Below are 19,039 nucleotides of genomic sequence, written 5' to 3' on the forward strand. Positions count from 1 at the left end.
GCGAGCGGGTCGGCAACCGATGAACACGAATCAAGAGGAATGACTCACATGTCAATCAGGAACATGTTCCCGGGTGCGCTTGCGGCTGCCGTTGCGCTGCTGGTCGTCCCGGTCGGCGCGATGGCAGAGGAAGTAATGCTTCCGTCCGCCAGCGTGGCCGTGCAGGGTGTGGTGGGCGGCACGGAGTTTCCGGACGCATCCCATACCCGTATCAGCCACGGGGACTTCGTCACTGTCGACAATCTGCGTCAAGTCGCTCGCGGGCTGGGCAAGAGCCAGGTCCGTCGCCTGCTCGGCAACCCGCACTTCAGCGAAGGGATTTTCGGGGTGTCGCGCTGGGACTATGTCTTCAACTTCCGCACCGGGATCGACACCCACGTCACCTGCCAGTACCAGATCAATTACGAACGCTCCAGCGGGAAGTATCTCGTCGACTCGATGCACTGGGACGGAACGGTATGCCTGGACCTATTGAATGCCCAGCCGGCGCCGGTCGCGGCACCGGAGGTGCATACCTTGTCGGCCGATGCGCTGTTCGCCTTCGACCGGTCCGGGGTAGAGGACATCCTCCCGCAGGGCCGGACCGAAGTGGCGAAGCTGGCGCAGGAGCTGTCCGGTGCACAGGCCGTCCGCATCACCGTGGTCGGGCACGCCGACAGGCTGGGCAGCTCTTCCTACAATCAGGGGCTGTCGGAACGGCGCGCGGTCACCGTTCGCCAGTTGCTTGTCGACGAAGGCCTTCCCGGCACCAGTATCGGGGCCTACGGACGCGGCGCCCTGGAGCCTGTCACCATCTGCGACAACACTCTGTCACGCAACGATCTGGTGGCCTGCCTCAAGCCCGACCGACGGGTGGAAATCCGGGTTTCCAGGTAGCCTCGATCCGGAGCGATTCCCGGTGCCAGCCCTCGTGCAGACTGGGTTGGGGCCGGGAAATTCCCAGCCGCAGCAGGTGGGTGCCGGCCAGTCCTGGAGCGTTGTTTCAGGCCGCCGGGTGCCACTTCGCCAAGGTCGCGCGCTCGCCACCGGCGCGCCAAGCGCCGTGACGTCAGCCGACAATGCCATGCAGCAACCCCCAGGGGCTGTGCGCGCGGGCAATCGAATAGACCATCGCGAAGGTCAGCAGCGCGGCCACGTAGAACCCGGCCTTGGCCGCCCGCGTGCGCCCGCGCTTGATCGCGAACGTGCCCAGCACGACGTACACCACCAACAGCAGCAGTTTCGCGGTCAGCCAGCCATTGGCGAACATAGCCCCCGGCAGGATCGTCAGCAGCATCAGCGCCGCGGTCAGCAACGCGGTATCGACGGTGTAGCTGGTCCAGCGCACCACCAGCCGGTGCGGCCAGCGCATCCCGGCCAGCACCCCGGCGCCGCGCAGCGCGAAAATCGCGCCGCTGGTCAGTGCCATGGCGATGTGGGCCTGCTTGATCTGCAGGTAGAATTCGATCATCGGAACGTCCTCGGGAACATCGTCATCAGTGCCGGGCGCTGGGTTGGTTGGCGGGTGCCTCAGCCCGGCTTCCCATCCGCACGCGGCATCAGGTAGATGCGAGCGATCCGTATCACCCACGGCGCGAACGCGACCAGCCAGCCCAGTGCCGCCAATGCCTGCCAGGCGCCCGCATCGGGCAGGGCCTCGGCCACCACCCGCATCGTTGCGACGATCTGGATCGCGATGAAGGCAAACCATGCCACGCCCGGCATCACCAGTGCGCGGCCGGCATGGCCCTGGGTGACCCGGGTCACCATGGCGATCAGCACACTGCCGAAGAAGCCGATGAACAACGCATGCGCCGGGCCGCGACCCAGCCAGTAGATGTTGGTCATCGCGTAAACGATGCTTTGCGTCGAGTACAGCGCGAATGCCAATGGCAGCCAGGCCATGCCGATGAACAGTACCGTCAGCAGTCCGGGAGGCTTCGACCGAGCTTGTGCTTGCGGCACCTGGGCATCCATGCCTCTCGGCCACCAGTGCCACAACATCGTCGCGGTCAACGCCAACAGTGGCAGGTCGACCAGCCACAGCCACTGGTAGACGTGTAGCAGTTCCAGTACCAGGTGGCCCAGGCACAGCGGCCAGAACACGCCGAGCAGCCACATCGGTCGCCACGGCTGGTAGCCCGGCACGACACGGCTGGCGAAGAACGGGAACATCCGGTGGGCAACGGTCAGGTACACCGGCAGCAGCAATCCGAAACTGCCGATCTTGATGCTGGCAAACAGCCATGCCGGTGATGCGCCAAGCAGGAATGCACCCCACGCCAATACGCCGAAAAAGCCCAGCGCCAAAGCCGCGAAGCACGAACGTGCATGCCAAGTGACCCCCTTCTCCCGCCACAGCAGCGGCCCCAGGGTCAGCAGGCCAGCCAGCCAGCCAGCTGCGGTCATCCACATACCGATGACGACCCCGGCCTCCCAGCCCAGTGCGCCCAGCAGGGTCGCGATTTGGCCACCGAAGAGGCCCAGGCCAACCGGGACATACCGCCAGCGATCGATGTCCGGCAGGCCTAGCCATTTCGGGAAGGTGGTCAGCAGGAAGCCGAAGAAGAAACTCGGCAGCACCTGGTACTGCATCACGAACGCGTGGATCCAGCCGGCATATGGCTGCGACTGCGGCATCGTCCACGCCGGCCAGCGTGCCGCCAGCAGCCATGCGGCCCACCAGGCCATCGCGATCAGCACATTGGTCGCACCAATGAAGAACATCATTCGATGCGGCGCGGTTGCCAGCAGGCGCGCGGACATGGGCGCGGCTGGGGAGGGGGCGGGTCGAGTATCCATGGGCGACAGTGTGGGCCGGTACGTTGGCGCGGACATTGACCTGGATCATATGAGCAAAAAAGGGGACGGCCGAAGCCGCCCCCTTTTCCGGGTCATTGCAGGATGACGACGGCTTAGCGCCTTCCGGTCTCCTTCATCCGGGCGGGGGCCGGCTTCTGCACTGGACGCGGGCCCAACCACAGCGAGACAACGAACAGTGCGATCAGGAATGCGCCGATCGCGAACACCGTGTCACCCGGCACACGCAGCCATACCAGCAGGTCGATGATCGGGCGGTTCATGAACTCCGCCGAGCGTGCATACCAGTAGCCGTGCTCCAGATTGGCTTCCAGTTGCAGCACGCCCATCGGCAGCAGGGTCAGGAGGGTCATCAGGGCCAGTCCGATATTCAGCGACCAGAAGCCGCTGCGGATCAGTCCTTCCATCCACACCCGCTCGGGCCGCAGGCCGCGCAGGCAGTACAGCATCAGGCCGATACCCAGCATGCCGTACACGCCGAACAGCGCGGTATGACCGTGGGCGGCGGTGATGTTGGTGCCCTGCATGTAGAACAGCGCCAGCGGGGTGTTGATGAGGAAGCCCAGCAGGCCGGCACCGATCAGGTTCCAGAAGCTGACCGCGAGGAAGAACATGATCGGCCACTTGTAGCGTTGCATCCATGGCGTGGCGCGGCTGTTGCTCCAGGTCTCATGGGCTTCCAGTCCGATCAACGCCAGCGGCACCACTTCCAGCGCCGAGATGCTGGCGCCCAGTGCGATGACGCCGGTAGTGACACCGGCGAAGTACAGATGGTGGAACATGCCCAGCACGCCGCCGGACATGAACACGATGGTCGCGAACAGCACGTTGATTGTCGCCGACTTGCCGCGCACCAGCCCCAGCTTGACGAAGATGAAGCTGATCACCGCGACCGCGAACACCTCGAAGAACCCTTCCACCCACAAGTGGACGATCCAGAAACGCCAGTAGGTGACGATCGAGATATGGGTGTCCTCGCGCCACATCAGGCCGGCTGCATACAACAGGCCGATTGCCACCGTGGACAGGAACAGCAAGCCGGCAATCGAGGACGTCTGGTCCTTGCGACGCATCGCCGGCCACAGCGCGCGGCCCAGCAGGACCACCCAAAGCATCAGCCCGATGAACAGGTAGATCTGCCAGAAGCGGCCGATATCGGTGTATTCCCAGCCCTGGTGGCCGAACCAGAAATTGTTGGCCAGGCCGAGCTTTTGCATCACCGCGAACCACTGGCCGGCAAAGGCACCCACCACGATGATGATCAGGCTGATGAACAGGAAGTTGACCCCGAGCTTTTGATACTTGGGCTCGTGTCCGGAGATGGCCGGCCCCAGATACAAGCCGGTGGCCAGCCACGCGGTTGCGATCCACAGGATTGCCAGTTGCGTGTGCCAGCTTCGGGTCACCGCGTAAGGCAGGTAATTCGCAAGTTCGAAGCCGTAGGCCTGCTGGCCTTCGATCTGGTAATGCGCGGTGGTCGCGCCCATCAGTATCTGGAACAGGAACAACGCCATCACCAGCCAGAAGTACTTGGCCGTGGCGCGCATTGATGGGGTGACCACGATCTTGGCGACCGGATCCTCGACGGGCGGCACCAGTGGTTTTTCCTTGCCGTGATAGGCCGCGTAATGCCAGGCCAGCAACGCGATTCCGGCAATCATGAACAGGATCGAGAACATCGACCACATGAAACTGCTGGAGGTCGGCTTGTTACCCACCAGCGGTTCGTGTGGGAAGTTGTTGGTATACGACTTCACGTCATCGGGACGGTTGGTCACCGTCGCCCAGGATGCCCAGAAGAAGAACCCGGTCATCAAGCGGCGGTGCTCTTCATCGGGGACCGGGTTCTCGCGCAGCGCGTAGGCTTCGCGCAGATGCGCGGTTGCCGGATCTGCGGAGAACACGCTGATGTAGTGCGCGGCGACCTGCGAGATTGCCTGCGCACGCTCGTCGGAGATGACGATGTTGCCGGTCTCGGGATCGTAGGTATTGCGACGGATCTCCGGTTTGATCTCTGCCTGCAGCTTGGCCTTGTTGCTGTCGTCGAGGTCCTCGTAGGACATCCCTAGCTCGGACTGCGCGCGCAACTCCAGCCACGCCATGACCTCCAGGTGCAGCCATTCGGCCGACCAGTCCGGTGCAATCAACGCGCCGTGGCCCCAGATCGAACCGTTCTGTTGCCCACCTATGCTTTGCCACACGTGACGGCCGGTCAGGATCTCGTCGCGGGTGTAAACCACCTCGCCACTTTCGGTCACGACTTGTTCCGGCATCGGCGGTGCCGTCTGGTACAGGTCCTTGCCGATCCATAACATGATGCCGAAGCTGACGACCAACAGGGCCCCCAAGCCCCACCAGAGTCGCCTGGTGACTAGCACGCTTTTTGGTTCCATAGCATTCGTTCTCCGGACAGGTGCCGCATGTTCGCCGGTTGCCGGCGCGGGCACGTTGATTTGAGTCAAGCCTGGACCGCCATCCCCTTCGGCGTGTCTTGCTTATACCTGTCCGGTCGGCAGTTTGCTGTTATGACGCCGGATATCACCGGCGGCAAAGGCAACTGGCCGTCAGCGATGCAATATGGGATCGGCCAACGCGTCGAGCCGGTCGCGATCCAGCAGCTCCAGCTCGCGCCGATCAACCAGCAACAATCCATCCTTCTGGAACCGGCGTAACACCCGGCTCACCGTTTCCGGTGCCAGACGCAGGTAGTTGGCGATATCGGTGCGCGCCATCGTCAACTGGAACCGGTGGGCGGAAAACCCGCGCGCGGCCAGTCGCCGCGACAGGCCGATCAGGAACGCGGCCATGCGCTGGTCGGCTGTCCAGTCGCCGGCCAGCATCGCCGCACGACCGATGTCGCGGCTGAGCAGCCGGAACAAGTGCCGTTGCAGGCCGGGCAACTTGGTTGCCAATACCGCGATCTTGGGGAACGAGAACCGGCACAACATCGCCGTATCCAGTGCGACCGCGTTGCACGGGTAGGTCTCGCCGTCGATCGCGTCCAGGCCGATGACCTCGCCGGGCAGGTGGAAGCCCAACACGTGTTCGCGCCCATCGCGGTCGATCATGTAGGTCTTGACGGTGCCTGCCCGCACCGCCGCGATGGCCTCGAACGGGTCGCCCTCGCGGAAGATGTGATCCCCGGCGTGGTACGGGCCGACATGCTCCACCAGCACGTGAAGATCCTTCAGCGAGCGCTTGTCCATGCCCTCGGAGAGGCAGGCTTGGGAGAATGCGCAGGTCGAGCAGAATGTCAGCTCGTCGCCGTCATCGGCCAGCGTGTTCGCATCCTGCCGCGGAAATGCGGTCGGGCTCACCCGCGCCTCCGTGTCGCGCTCAGATGGCGCGGGAGAAGCGGGGCGAGGTGGTGGGCCGGGTCAGGTAATGGTCGAAGCACATGGCTATGTTACGCAGCAAAAGCCGGCCGCGCGACGTTGCGACGATGCGTCGTGGCTCGACCCGCACCAGGCCGTCGTCAATCAGCGGTTGCAACTGTTCCAATGCATCGGCGAAGTACTCGTGGAAGTCGATCAGGTACCGCCGTTCCAGCGCGTCGATCGGGATCTCGCCCTGGCACATCAGGCGCTGGATCACATCGGCACGCAATTGGTCGTCCTCGCTCAGGCGCATGCCGCGGAACACCGGTAGCCGGCCTTCGTCGAGCGAGATCTGCCAGCTCGGCAGGTCGCGCGGGTTCTGGCTGAAGCTGTCGCCGACATGGCTGATCGCGCTAACGCCCAAGCCGATCAGGTCGGTATCGGAGTGGGTGGTGTAACCCATGAAGTTGCGATGCAGGCCACCGCGGTCCTGCGCGGTGGCGAGGTCATCGTCGGGCAAGGCGAAATGGTCCATGCCGACATAGCAGTAGCCGGCATCGGTGAGTTTCTCGATGGCGAGTTGTAGCAGGCCCAGCTTGACGTCCGCTGACGGCAGGTCGGCCGCGTTGATCTGTCCCTGTGCCTTGAACAGTTCCGGCAGGTGCGCGTAGCTGTACACCGCCAGCCGATCCGGACGCACTTGGATCACCGTGTCCAGAGTGCGTGAGAAACCTGCGAGGTTCTGCCTGGGCAGCCCGTAGATCAGGTCGACATTGACCGAGCGCATGCCGTGCTTGCGGCAGGCCTCGATGATCGCCACCGTCTCGGCGACCGACTGGATGCGGTTGACCGCCTCCTGCACCGCCGGGTCGAAGTCCTGCACGCCCAGGCTGGCCCGGTTGAAGCCGATCGCGGCCAGCTCGCCGACATCCGCCGGCGAGATGAAGCGCGGGTCCAGCTCGATCGACAGGTCGCGCTTGGGCGAGTCGGAGAAATGGAAATGGCTGCGCAGCGAGTCCACCACATCGCCCAGTTGCGTCGGCGACAGGAAGTTCGGGGTGCCACCACCGAAGTGCAGCTGGATCACTTCGCGGTCGCGGTCGAACAGCGCCGCGGTCATCGCGATCTCGCGGTACATGCGTACCAGGTAGGTTTCGCCGCGGGTCAGGTCGCGGGTGATGATCCGGTTGCAGCCGCAGTAGAAGCACGGACTCATGCAGAACGGCACGTGCACGTACAGCGACAGCCGGCGCGGGATCGGGTCGCCATTGCTGGCCATCACCGCCTCGCGCAGCGCCTCCTCGCCGAAGGTGGAGGAGAACTGCGGCGCGGTCGGGTACGAGGTGTACCGCGGCCCGGGCCGGTCATAGCGCTTGAGCAGCGCCGGGTCGAAGAGAAGGGGAGTGAGCATGCGAGTCAGGCTATCGACCCGACCGATCGCGCGCCTTGATCGGTGTCAAATGACTGGGGATGAGTGGGAGGAGCAGCTACAGTCGGTTAAGTGGCCGACGCGCGCGGCATCTGTCCTGCGTGCTGGATCCCAGGGCCCGCACTAGATGTCAACCCCAAGCTCCGTGAAACCAACACAGGAATCGTGATGATGGATAGGCAGCCGAACGCGGACTACACGGATCTCTCCGCAGTCTTCATCAATACGTCGCTGAAGAAGGACGGGGCCGGTTCCCATACCCGCGCCCTGATGAGCGTGTCGGAGAAGATCATGGAAAAAAATGGCGTCCAGGTGGAGCACATCCATTTTCTGGATCATCAGGTCGCCTTTGGCGTCCAGCCGGACATGACCGAGCATGGCTGGGGCCGGGACGATTGGCCAAAGCTCTGGAAAAAAATATCCAAAGCCGAAATCCTGGTTGTCGGAACACCCATCTGGCTGGGCGAAGAAAGCTCGGTTTGTCGCGTCCTGATCGAGCGTCTGTATGCGATGTCTGGACTGCTCAATGCCAAGGGCCAGAGCATCTTTTACGGAAAGACTGGCGGAGCTGTGGTGACGGGTAACGAGGATGGGATCAAGCATTCATCGATGACGATCCTGTACGCGCTGCAGCACCTGGGTTACACGATTCCCCCACAGGCGGATTGCGGCTGGATCGGCGAGGCCGGTCCGGGGCCATCGTATGGCGACAAGTCGGAACAGGGGCCCATCGGATTTGACAACGAGTTCACCCAGCGCAACACGACGATCATGACCTGGAACCTGCTCCACATGGCGCGCATGCTCAAGGACGCCGGAGGGTTTCCGAACCACGGCAACGACCGCGAGGCCTGGGAGGCGGGCAGCAGGTTCGACCACGAGAATCCCGAATAGCGAGACTGATCCTTGGAGTAGCGACCTGATTTCGCGTGGGTAGGTCGTCGCCAGCCGCATGGGCGTTGCACGCCACCGGGCACAAAAAACCCCGCAATTACACGGGGTTGGCTGTTTCCCTGGTCTCGCTCCAGGGTGATCATCACGTGGTGGCTATGGGTGGACTCGAACCACAGCATTATGAGAGATAGGAAGCAGCGTTAGGTAAAAAGTACAAGATCTACATCATGTGTAGGATAAATCATCCTAATCAGCAAGATGTAGGAGTACGGCTTTTTGAAAGGACTGTTGCAGCCAAGGCCAATGAAGTGGTTGACGGTGCATTAAAAGTATAAGAAATTGACGCGGTACAGTCACGACAGCGACGGCCGCTTTGACCCCCGCACTGCATAGCGTCAGCCCCAGCGAGTTGCTCCAGGCACTTGGCGAAATGACGCCCGGCGCCAGTCGGCTGCTGCATGATCTGGTGACCGTCTATCCGATACCTACCCGGGCACACGCGCTCCCGTTGGTGCGGGCCGTTACCCGAATTGCCAATTCAGTTGTCTGGTTCGAGGCCGCCCTCGGCATCTCCGGGTTCGGGGAGGTTATCGCCGAGATGGACGAGCGACTCGTCTCAACGCAAGGTCGCATCCAACAGGCTAACCCCAGGGATCTGACCGGCGGGTTCCGTCTCACGCGCGCTCTGATCGGGAAGGAGCCAGCCCCGGCGCCGGGGCCCGAGTCCCTGCGTGCCACATTGTTGATCTGCAGCTTGCGCTGGAACCGGGACGGGAAGCCCAGGCGAACAGCTTTGGAGGATCTCGCTGCCGCGATCCGCGAGGTGACGGAACATGATCGATACATAGGCGCGGAGTCCCCCGTAGTTTCCCTGTTGCCGAGGTTGGGCGCGGCCACGGCGCTGCAGGACTTCATAGATGCTTCCCTGATCCTGGAGACCTGTGGGCTGTCCGGGCTCGAGAAAGTGTGGCACCGGCACTTCAGGCCCGAGTTGGCTCATGCCCTTGGCTCAATCCCTGTCGCTCCGACGCCGCCAGCACCTCACGCGACCCGGCCATCTCAAGCTGAGGATGGGGAGGAAGAGAGCGAATCAGATCGGCCGGCCCGGCCGATCCGTCGAAAAATACCCCGCTCCCGCTTCGGTACTCCGGACTTGGAGCTGGGAGAGCCAGCTAGCGAAGCCACAATCCCAAACTTTGTCGCCACCATCCCGGAGCGACGTGCCAACCCGGATGCGCGGCGTCTGGCTCGGTACCAAGCACAGCAGGCGATCTGGAACGGCAATTTCCTGCTGTTGACCAACCACGCGGAGGTGCTGCCATTGAAGCAGTTCCGCCGTGTCGTGCGTGTGCTGCTGGATGAGTTGGACTCCCCGGAAACCACGGGAGACCTGACGATGGGAATGGTTGGATTGTTGCTGCAGGCACTTACCGGCCGGACGGCTCGCACGCTGGCTGCAATCCGCTTGGAGGGCGCGTCGGCGCGCGCCCGTCCATTAGGAACCTGCACGCTGTCACTGAAGCAGGGCTACCTGGAAATGGACGTGTTCTGGCGAGTGCTGCCCAAGGATCACACAGGGGCCACTGGCTTTTTTGAGCCATTACCCGAGTCGGCGCACCACTTCGAATCTGTGGATGCGTCATTCCGGCTACCCCTGGCGCCTGCTGTCGTGCACGTGATCAGGTCCCATGTGGCGGTGTTTGAACAGCTGGCGACCGGTGACACTACCAACCTGGCGGCGGTTTTACGCAAAGCCGCGCGTCATGTCGCTGACAGGGCCGGGTTCCGGTTCACTGCAGGCCAGGTAAGGCGATCCTGCGCCGTGCACGTCTACGAGCAAACCCGTGACGTCGCGTTAACCCAACTCATCTGCGCGGATTCGCTTGGACAGTCCGACGCTCCTGTGCATTACTACGCGCCACGCCAACGTGACGTGGCCCAGGGCTATTGGTCCTTCCTGCAATCATTGCTGCAGATCGGACTGGCAATCCCAGCCGGGTTCGTCAGCTCCACCAGGACCGGAGCCGCCAGCCTCCCTGAAGTCATCCGGGTCCGGCGCTTGGCTGCGGGCTCGGGAGGCGTACTAAACAAAGGTGTGGCTGTTCGGCGGAACGATGGAGAGTGGCGGACAGTTCACGAGACCATGGTCACGCACACCGCTTGCATGTTCTTGGTGGTGGCGGGGCATCGTCCGGTCGACGCACTGTTCGCGTTGACTGTGGGAGAGGTCCACCTCGAAACCGAAGGCGGCATGGCTCTGTTCCGCGACAAGGTCCATGACGCCGCCCACGATCCCAGGTTTGCGGCATTGGCCCCATGTCTGGTCCGGCAGATCACCAAGTATCTGGAACACTTACATGGACTGGTCGCGATCCAGCCCCGGCTGGAGTCTCATGTTCGCGCTGTGCTCGCTGGCCTTAAGCCGTTGCTGTTCGGCATTAATAGGGATGGCAATCCCATGCCGCTCGCGATGGCGACTTGGCGCAAGAGCTTGCCGGAAGGGTGGACGCAACAGCCCTTGAACTGGGGGCGAACCTGGATACGAACGCGTGGTGTGGAAGCGGGCTTATCGCCGGAATGGGCTTCCGTGCAGCTTGGACACCTGGAGGCGGTGGGATATCCGTTTTCGAATGCCAGTCCGACCGCCCCAACCGCGGCGATCGGGATGATCGCGCCGCATCTGGAGGCATTGGCGCGGAGCATGGGCTGGCGCGTTCGGTCGGGACTCCCTACAAACGCCGAGGCGAAAGGCATCCGCGATTTGCCTCCGTTGCAAAGCTGGAGCACCGTTGTAGCCGATCACCAGGCCGATGCCCAAGCTCAGATCCGCCAATGGCGCAAGGGGCAGTTGGCAGAGATTGCGACTTATCGGCAGCAGGCTGAGCAGGACGTGCTGTCGCACCGCATCCTGATCGAACGCGGGATCGACAAGGCCTTTCGGGATCAGGTCGAGGGTCGGACGGTCCAGCCACTGCAACGCGAGGAAGCCGAGGCACTGCGGGACATGCTGTTTGAGGCCGCGGACGATGACGTTGCTCTTGGAATCGCCCGATCGCGCGCTCTGCGTCGAATTCTGCGTCGCGTAAACAAGGCACTTGGCATCACCGGTCAGGATCCCGGAGCGCTGGGGACGTTCAGGCGTCCGCTCGACAACGCTTTCATACCCGGGATGATGCACGCGGTTCGGCAGGTTGACGCACTGCGTCGCCATGCCGCTGCATTGGGCGCCGCCGGACCTGGCGATTGGCGCGACTTCCCTCGCGCTTGCGCGCGCGTGGCCTACGTCCTGGCGGTTTTTGGGTACATGGATGACCCCGAACAAATCGAGGGGGTGATCCGGCACAGGGAATCCTATAGCGGGCCGGCCAATCTGTCCGATGTGGTCTTGGTGCCGTGGGGCGACCGCCCAGAGCAGGTTGTGGCCCTGCGGAATCTGGCGGCAGTTGCATTGGCGCGCCTGGCTCGGCGCTACGTAGGGCAGTCGATGCCTGACCGCGAGACGCTCAGTGCGGCGTTGGCAGAATTCCTCCCGGGTTGGGCGCTTCCGACCGGCCGAACTCGGCCATCGGGGCTGCTGGTCATGTTGTGCGAGACCGTTGGCGTGGCGAACCGCTTCGAGCTTTCGCCGGCTGCCCGATTTGCGCTTAGTACTGAATCAGGAGCCACCAATGCGTGTATCACCGACCAATTGGCGCTGATTGATGGAGATCCGGTGGGAACCATTCCGCGGATGGAGCTTCACGATGGTGCCGACGTCGATATCGAGTCCGCAGGCGTCCTCCCGTCGGTGATCGGAGCCAAGGGGAGCGCGCGGTCGCAATATCTGGCCCTGTGCCGGACGCTGCCCAGTACGGGCAACACACTCGTCTTACCGCTGACGCAGGGAACGGTTCCCGCGAGCCAGCTGTTTCAGGTGGGAACGCGGCGCCGGGTCATTGCCGAAGTGGACGCGCTGCTGTCGCAGACGCGACCCGAGTCGGTCCTTCGTCCGGTCGTCAGGATGCTGGCCATGTGGCTGTGCAAGATGCTCGTAGAAGGGACAGCCGCCCAACGCAACCCGGCGGACAAGACTCTTTACACGTATCTAACAAGAATCGGTGGGACCCTTGTTGAGCTGCTCGGAAACAGCTCGCTGGCGGACCTCGATGACGTCGAGTTGAGCGAGGCCTACCAAGCGGCGGTTCTGGCTGGGGGTAGCAATCGCGCGCAGGCCGCATCGGCAATCCTGGAGTTTCACCGATGCAGTCAGCGGCACTTCGACATGCCCGACGTGGACCTTGATGAGGTCCGGTCCCATCTACGCAACAGCACGCAGTCGGTGGATGCACGGCTCATCCTGCCGCAGGAGCGTGTGGCCATTCTCGACAACGCACTCGCGCGGGCACGCGATGGTACGGGCCGCACGCCCGACGACGTCAGGGTTTACCGGCAGGCAGCGGTTGCGCTGCCTCTGTATGCATGGGGAGGCGCGCGCTGCGCGGAAGTGCTTGGGTTGCGGCTCGGAGATGTCTGGTTCGTGGGCGAGCAGGCAGGCATCCGTGTACGACGCAATCGATCGCGCAGGCTCAAAACTGCGGCGGCGCGTCGCACCTTGCTGTTCGACAGCACATGTCAGCTAGGTGTCAGCCACGCGCTTGAGTGGATAGGCATCGACGGATTGCGGAGCGCACCATGGCAGCGAGCGCGGGCATACATTTTCTCCCCATCCGGGGAGCCGATGGCTGCAGAGGGCAGGGATGCGATAGCGCGGGCCTGTGTGGAACTCGTCCGCGACGTTACATCACGTGGCCGCGAACGGCTCCACCGGCTGCGGCACTTGGTGGCATTCGAGCGCACCATGCCCTTGCTTCTGGACGATGCCGATTCTGTCTGGTTGCAGAGCTGCGGTATCGCTGTATCGACGTCGCCGGGCGCCCAAGTGATCCTGCCGCGTGACCTTATGGAACGGGTTGTCACTTTGGGTCATGTGGATTGGCGGACCACCGTTCGAAGCTACCTGCACCTGCCGTGGTTGATGCGGTCCAGACAGGACCGCGCATTGGCTGAGACGTACATGAAGCGACGTGAGATCGCGTTCGCCATGGGCGTGAGCCTGCCGGCGGTCGACAAGATTACCCAGCAGACCAAACATTTGGCTCCGGCATTGATGTGGCTTGCCCACGTACGCACGACACGGCGACTTCCTTTGGCGCCGGTGCCAAAGGATCCGGTTGGCGAGACAGTGCGGACCCGATGGACCAGTCGCGAAATCGACGCCCTGTTCCGCATGGCCGACCGCTTGGGTGGGTTGGAATCAGCGGCCCGCGTGTACGGTGCCACCGCGGCGGACGTTGCGGAGATACGGCGACGCGTCTCCCTCGTCGAACGAAGGATGGGGAAGGCCCTGTTCCGGAACCAGGAAACCCATGAGTTACAAAACGGGCCGTCGCGCGTATTGAAGCGCCAAGACCACGCCATGCTGGACGCGTTCCTTTCATGGTTCGACGCTCTCCTCCTCGATGAGCGCACGGGTGTCCTTCAGTTGCTCGAATCCATAGTCGACATCATGAGCGCCTTCGATCGAGATGGGATCGAAGGGGAGGCCGCGGCTTTGGACGGCCTCGCTCGCGCGTGGGAGCAGGCCGTTCCAAAGCGTGTCAGGCTGGAGATCACGAACACGGACCATGCCCACGCCAAGCTCCGGGCATGGCGCTGCCACGACACTGGCGGGCTGGCTGATTCTGGGGAAGATGCGCGACTGGATGGCGTGGTCAGGCGCGCCGTTGCAACGGCTTGGATTGCAGGGCGCTTGGGGGCTATCGAAAACCCCGCCAACTAGGGGGTGACATCGCGCGTTTCCTCCGCATCCACGCTCGGCTCAGGTGGGAACAGTTGACACTGAGTCGTGGGGCCATGAATCAATATGCCGCGCGCTCGGCGAATCTGCGTCGTGGTGCGGAGGTCGTCCAGTGTGATCCGGTCTCCCAGCCGTAGGCCCGCGGCTTGATCGGCAGAGGTGAGAAATTGCCCGTGATCGTGGGACACGAGAACGACGTCTTCCGCGCGATGTACCTCCTGCGCTACCGGAAGCGCTGAGTCCCGACTGGATTTGCTCTGGCACTTGAGCGTTATGGGCGGACGGCCCTCAATGGCGAGATCGAGCGTGCCGTGCCCCAGAAGGGCTTTGCAGGTGGCGGGAATTTTGGACTCCGATTCATCAGCCAGCCTTGGGTCAAGTCGCGGCGCTCGGCCTTGGCGGATGGCATCCAGGAACTCCGCAACGTTGCGGATGAACGCGTCAAGTTGGTGTGGATCAATCGGGCCGTCGGCCTGTTCCCGCGATTGGACGGAGATCAGGATTGCGTCGTCGGCGTACTGCGGCACTGCGTCAATACAGCATCCGTCGAACTGATCGGCGAGAACGCGGATTGCCGCGACGGTCTTTTCAATCCGATTGCCCTGCTCCAGAGGAATCCTGACTGAGTTCCTGTACGTGCTGATGCCAGGAATGCGACAGGTGATGACGGTCTGTTGGCTCGTAGATGTATCGGTCTGATTCATTGCGATCATTCAATTCCCGGGGCGGCAATGCGGAGGTCGTACATCAGCCGATCTCGGCTGTACTACGGTCGTCATAGGAGGTCGATGGATTCATCAGAAAAAAAGTTTTTGGTGCACGTTGCTGAACCAGCACGCGCTGCCCCGGCGCGATCGAATTTGTCGACGGTCCCTGCTTCATGAGCGCGGCACTCCCGTCGACGAATTGGACATCACGCTGAGACTGCATTCGGGTGATGGTGACAGCATCTCTCGGCGCAGCTCCAGCAACCTCTGTCTTCACAGCTTTCGCTCCCGCGCTGTAGGCGGTGGTCTGACTACGATGGGCAATGATGTGTTGGACGGAAACGCCATCGATGTCCATATCGATCACGCGACGGTCCGCGCCACTGACGTCGACCAGAGCATTCGTCAGGCTGCGCAATTCCGTCGGCTGGAACGCACGCTCGGCGACCTCGAGCGCCGTTTCCGCCTCACGGGACGGATTGGCGGTATACGCCTCGACGGCGGCCGTCAGACGAGCCACTGACGCCAACGCGCTCTTGATATTTTCGGTCGACTGGGTATTTGTAATCACCAAATATGTGCCGTCGCGCCTCAGCTCGAGGTAGGTCGAGGAGAGGATCGTGGGGCAGGTCGCCGACACGAATATGGCAACCGCGCGCCCATTCGCGATGTTCTGCACAAGTGACTTGGCGGCCAACGTCGATCTTCCATGCTCATCGAAACCGGTTCTACTCAGGCGGATATTTGTGTCCATTTTCTCGTACTCACAATTAGGGTGGGCCGATCCGGTCTTGGCATTGGTTCGCGGATCCACGGGCGGATGGAATTTGTTGCGCGCGCACGATCGGCCCCCACACGGCGCGCACGTGTGAGTCAGGGAATGGCCCAAGGACGGGCATGGAATGAACGTACGACCCAAGCCCGAGGCGTTAGGTCGTGCTGCGGCAGGTGAATCGCCAGCTCATGCTCACTCCAAGCACGGGCCGCAGTTGGACCCGCGATATGAGCGGTTAGTCGATCAAGTGAGGTCGAGCGCGAACGAGCCGGCCGTCGCGAGCAGGGGCTTATCGCCGTATGGCTCTTGGGTAGATGTACGAGCGTCGATACTTAGCGCGTACATCGTGGGCAACGAGAGCCCAACTGATTCAACCGTCTGATTAACGGACGATCATTGTTCCAACGTACTGGAACGCATCTGCAGTGGCGACGCGAAAGGCGATCGGACACTGCGTGTGCGAGCGCACTCGCTCGTGAGACAAGCCGTATCACGAATGATGAAGCCTGCAAGTGGATATTTATCATCTTAGCCGGAAGGACGCAACATGCTTGGACGCCAGTCGGCATGTGGCCCGCTCAACCATCAAGCGCCGGCTCAAAATATTCCGCACCCCACTCGGCGTCGATGACGCTCTGGAGCAACTCCTGGCAGGTAGCGTGGTGCTTCTGGCCGAATCTGGAAGCCATCGCCAAATTCCAGGCAAACACCGCTTCTGCAGTGGGATGGCGGCATCCCATGTTGTCGATGGTCAAGGCCTCTGTCGCGCCTGGTGCGCTGAGAGAGTCATGGCATAACGGAGCTTGGCGCGCGCCTCAGGGGCTGAGCTCCCAACGATGCCGCCGCAGGGAGGGGTTCGGGTTAGCAGGGTATCGATTCGAATGGAGCACACCTACCAGCTTCTGATCGTGGCGGGTTCGTGTAAGGAATTTCCTGATACATTTATGAATCCCTATGCAGTAAATTTGCTGCTCCAGCAACGTTGCCTCCCCTGCAGCGTGCCCCGCGTGTACTGGAGTCTCCCCGGACTCTGCCGGGGCAGCTGGCCCTTCGCGAACTCTCCCTCGCAACCTAGGATTTCGCAGCACCACCATCGTGCCTGCCCGCTCAGCTTGGCGTTTAGGGCGATTCGGATAGACACCGTGTTATCGGCAACTCTATGAAAACCCTAAGTAGTTCGCCAACGTCGACGACGCGGCATTGCTCGGCGCGCGGGCGCTTGTAGAAAGGTGTCCCACTAGCGGCGCTTCGGCCAACGACACCTCCACGCCTTTTGGTCGGTCGAGCTAAGCGGCAAGTGCCAGTTTCTGCATCGAAGTGATGCCGCCGCGCGCCTTGTTTGCCGCTCGTGGTTGTAAGTCCATAGCCAACGCGTTCCTTGTCCTGCATTTGTTCAATGGTCTCGAACAGGGTTCGGACCAGCCAGCCGTAACGCACGGTGCGGTTGTAGCGCTCGATGTCGTTCTGCTGCGGCTTGCCCGGCCGGATATGGTCGATGCGGATATCGTGCCGTGCCGCCCAAGCCAGTAGCGCACCACTGATGTATTCGGGACCGTTGTCGCAGCGGATCCCGCGTGGCTTGCCGCGCCACTCGATGATCTATTCCAGCGACCGGATCACACGGGCCGCGGGCAGCGACAGGTCGACTTCGATGCCCAATCCTTCGCGGTTGAAATCGGATCACGTTGAACAGGCGGAAACTGCGGCCGTCGCTGAGCTGGTCAAGCATGAAGTCCACCGACCATGTCTGGTTGATCGTCTCGGGCACTGCCAGCGACTCGGGCTTCTCGCGACTAGCCGCTTCTTCGGCTTGATCCGCAGATTCAATTCCAACTCCCGCTAGATGCGCTTGTGGTTCCAGCCGAAGCCCTTGACGTTGCACAGGTGCAGATAGCACAGGGCGAAGCCCCAGTCCTTGTAGGCGGTGGTTAACCGAACCAGTCAGTCGGCGATCCAGGCATTCTCCTGGCTCGCCTGGGCTTGGTAGCGGTAGCAGGCCTCGCTCAATTCGAAGGTCTGGCAGGCGTGCCGGATATTCGTTCGCCCTCTTTCCACCGGCGTTCGGGTCATCTCCCGGCGCTGAGATGGCCTCACCATTTTGACAGCGCTTCCTTCAGCAGCTCGGCGCTGGGCTGCGCGTCGGTGTACATCTTCTTCAGCTGCCGGTTCTCGTCCTGCAGCTCCCTGAGCTGAGACATCATCGAGGCGTCCATGCCGCCGAACTTGCTGCGCCACTTGTAGAAGGTGGCCGAGCTGATGCCGTGCTCGCGCGGCACAACTCCGGCACGGGCATGCCGGCCTGCGCCTGCTTGAGCACGGCGATGATCTGGCTGTCGGTAAAGCGGGACTTTTTCATCGAACCTCCCCGGGAAAGCGTACGAGAAAGTTCCACTTCTGGGGTCAGCTAACCGGTGGGGGTTTATCGAATTACCATACTCCGGTGAACGCTTGGGTCGACCGCGGCTGGCTAACCGTCGGTGCGCTGACGCAAAGTCGTGACAGCAGAAAGCACGGCGCTCTCATCACGCGGCGTCGAGAGGACGATATATGGGCAGCGCTGCGTAAGGACCCAAATGCCTTCAGCGAAGAAACGTTTACGCGACCATGTGCTATCGTCAAATAATGGAAACGATTCCCGCCCTCGTTATACGCAGCATTGCCGAAGCCACTCGAGACTTCTTTGCGCCAATCGTTCTGGTAGGCAAGGTCGTTTGGTGGACCTTGTCAGGCGGCCCGCGGCACTAACCCATCACCGCTGGTGGATTAAGATCTTTCGTCGGTGGCAGAGAGATCCGGGACACCGCGGACCGATTGAGTAAAGCGGCCTTCATTCCAAACGCGACCGGCCCTTCTACGTCAGCTCGTGGACTGTCGCCTATAGAAAGTGTGTGTTTAGGCTGAACCGCCAGCGCTTCGGTGACAGCGCGGTATATGACCGGGGCAGGTTTGCAAACACCGACCTCGCAACTCAACACGTAGGCGTCGAGGCCTGGAAGCAGTTTCCTGATGGCAGGAGCATAGGCAGCCGCAACGTTGCTGCAGATTGCCACGCGAATTCCACGGGACCGGAGCTTGCTTAAAACTCCCATCACATCAGGATAGAGACTCAGAACCTGCAGCTCCGAAGCCACCTCTCTCTCCAGCACGGGGATAAGGTAAGCCATCCCCATTTCTGTGGCGACAGTCTGGATCGACTCCTTCCGTGACAAGAACTGACGCCGCTCGCCCGCAGGCGCGAGCCGGACATAGGCACTACGTCGCCGAGGAGTGTTGTACCGAATG

General features: G+C 62.2%; 12 protein-coding genes and 1 pseudogene. 3 read left to right on the forward strand and 10 right to left on the reverse strand.

Annotated features, from left to right (window positions below; translation table 11 throughout):
* Positions 1 to 48: 48 nt before the first annotated feature.
* Positions 49 to 876 carry an OmpA family protein gene (locus ACW7G0_RS10925; protein WP_456989643.1) on the forward strand — a complete coding sequence of 276 codons (828 nt, stop codon included), beginning with the start codon at positions 49 to 51 and terminating at the stop codon, positions 874 to 876.
* 172 nt (positions 877 to 1,048) lie between these two features.
* On the opposite strand, the gene ACW7G0_RS10930 is transcribed toward ACW7G0_RS10925, so the two are convergent.
* The 5 genes from ACW7G0_RS10930 to hemN form a co-directional block, all read right to left on the reverse strand.
* A complete protein-coding gene (locus tag ACW7G0_RS10930) occupies positions 1,049 to 1,450 on the reverse strand; it encodes a SirB2 family protein (protein WP_456989644.1) in 402 nt (133 codons plus the stop codon).
* 59 nt (positions 1,451 to 1,509) lie between these two features.
* Entirely contained in the window at positions 1,510 to 2,745 is a 1,236-nt protein-coding gene (locus ACW7G0_RS10935; RefSeq protein WP_456989645.1) for an NnrS family protein, read from the reverse strand.
* Positions 2,746 to 2,894: 149 nt separating this feature from the next.
* On the reverse strand, positions 2,895 to 5,192 hold the full coding sequence (locus tag ACW7G0_RS10940) for a nitric-oxide reductase large subunit (RefSeq protein WP_456989646.1): 2,298 nt from the start codon (positions 5,190 to 5,192) through the stop codon (positions 2,895 to 2,897).
* A 171-nt stretch (positions 5,193 to 5,363) separates the two neighbouring features.
* Positions 5,364 to 6,116 carry a helix-turn-helix domain-containing protein gene (locus ACW7G0_RS10945; protein WP_456989647.1) on the reverse strand — a complete coding sequence of 251 codons (753 nt, stop codon included), beginning with the start codon at positions 6,114 to 6,116 and terminating at the stop codon, positions 5,364 to 5,366.
* A gap of 19 nt (positions 6,117 to 6,135) precedes the next feature.
* Complete coding sequence (hemN, locus tag ACW7G0_RS10950) at positions 6,136 to 7,527, reverse strand: oxygen-independent coproporphyrinogen III oxidase (RefSeq protein ID WP_456989648.1); 1,392 nt, start codon at positions 7,525 to 7,527, stop codon at positions 6,136 to 6,138.
* 90 nt (positions 7,528 to 7,617) lie between these two features.
* Between hemN and ACW7G0_RS10955 the strand changes: the two genes are divergently transcribed.
* Together ACW7G0_RS10955 and ACW7G0_RS10960 are read left to right on the forward strand one after the other, a co-directional pair.
* Positions 7,618 to 8,439 (forward strand): flavodoxin family protein, encoded by an 822-nt coding sequence (locus tag ACW7G0_RS10955; protein WP_456989649.1) that lies wholly within the window; start codon positions 7,618 to 7,620, stop codon positions 8,437 to 8,439.
* A gap of 430 nt (positions 8,440 to 8,869) precedes the next feature.
* Positions 8,870 to 14,257 (forward strand): hypothetical protein, encoded by a 5,388-nt coding sequence (locus ACW7G0_RS10960; RefSeq protein ID WP_456989650.1) that lies wholly within the window; start codon positions 8,870 to 8,872, stop codon positions 14,255 to 14,257.
* Here ACW7G0_RS10960 and ACW7G0_RS10965 read toward each other — a convergent pair.
* The 5 genes and pseudogenes from ACW7G0_RS10965 to ACW7G0_RS10985 form a co-directional block, all read right to left on the reverse strand.
* The gene (locus tag ACW7G0_RS10965; RefSeq protein ID WP_456989651.1) at positions 14,254 to 14,979 is read right to left on the reverse strand and encodes a hypothetical protein; all 726 of its coding nucleotides are present in this window, start codon (positions 14,977 to 14,979) and stop codon (positions 14,254 to 14,256) included. The two genes, ACW7G0_RS10960 and ACW7G0_RS10965, sit on opposite strands and share 4 nt — an antisense overlap.
* 43 nt (positions 14,980 to 15,022) lie before the next feature.
* On the reverse strand, positions 15,023 to 15,679 hold the full coding sequence (locus ACW7G0_RS10970) for a hypothetical protein (RefSeq protein WP_456989652.1): 657 nt from the start codon (positions 15,677 to 15,679) through the stop codon (positions 15,023 to 15,025).
* A gap of 656 nt (positions 15,680 to 16,335) precedes the next feature.
* Positions 16,336 to 16,512 carry a hypothetical protein gene (locus tag ACW7G0_RS10975; RefSeq protein ID WP_456989653.1) on the reverse strand — a complete coding sequence of 59 codons (177 nt, stop codon included), beginning with the start codon at positions 16,510 to 16,512 and terminating at the stop codon, positions 16,336 to 16,338.
* A 531-nt stretch (positions 16,513 to 17,043) separates the two neighbouring features.
* A pseudogene (locus ACW7G0_RS10980) lies at positions 17,044 to 18,113 on the reverse strand (IS3 family transposase).
* Positions 18,114 to 18,498: 385 nt separating this feature from the next.
* On the reverse strand, positions 18,499 to 19,038 hold the full coding sequence (locus ACW7G0_RS10985) for an HAD family hydrolase (RefSeq protein WP_456989761.1): 540 nt from the start codon (positions 19,036 to 19,038) through the stop codon (positions 18,499 to 18,501).
* Between the last annotated feature and the right edge of the window lies 1 nt (position 19,039).

This window comes from Lysobacter sp. A286 (genome assembly GCF_054052105.1).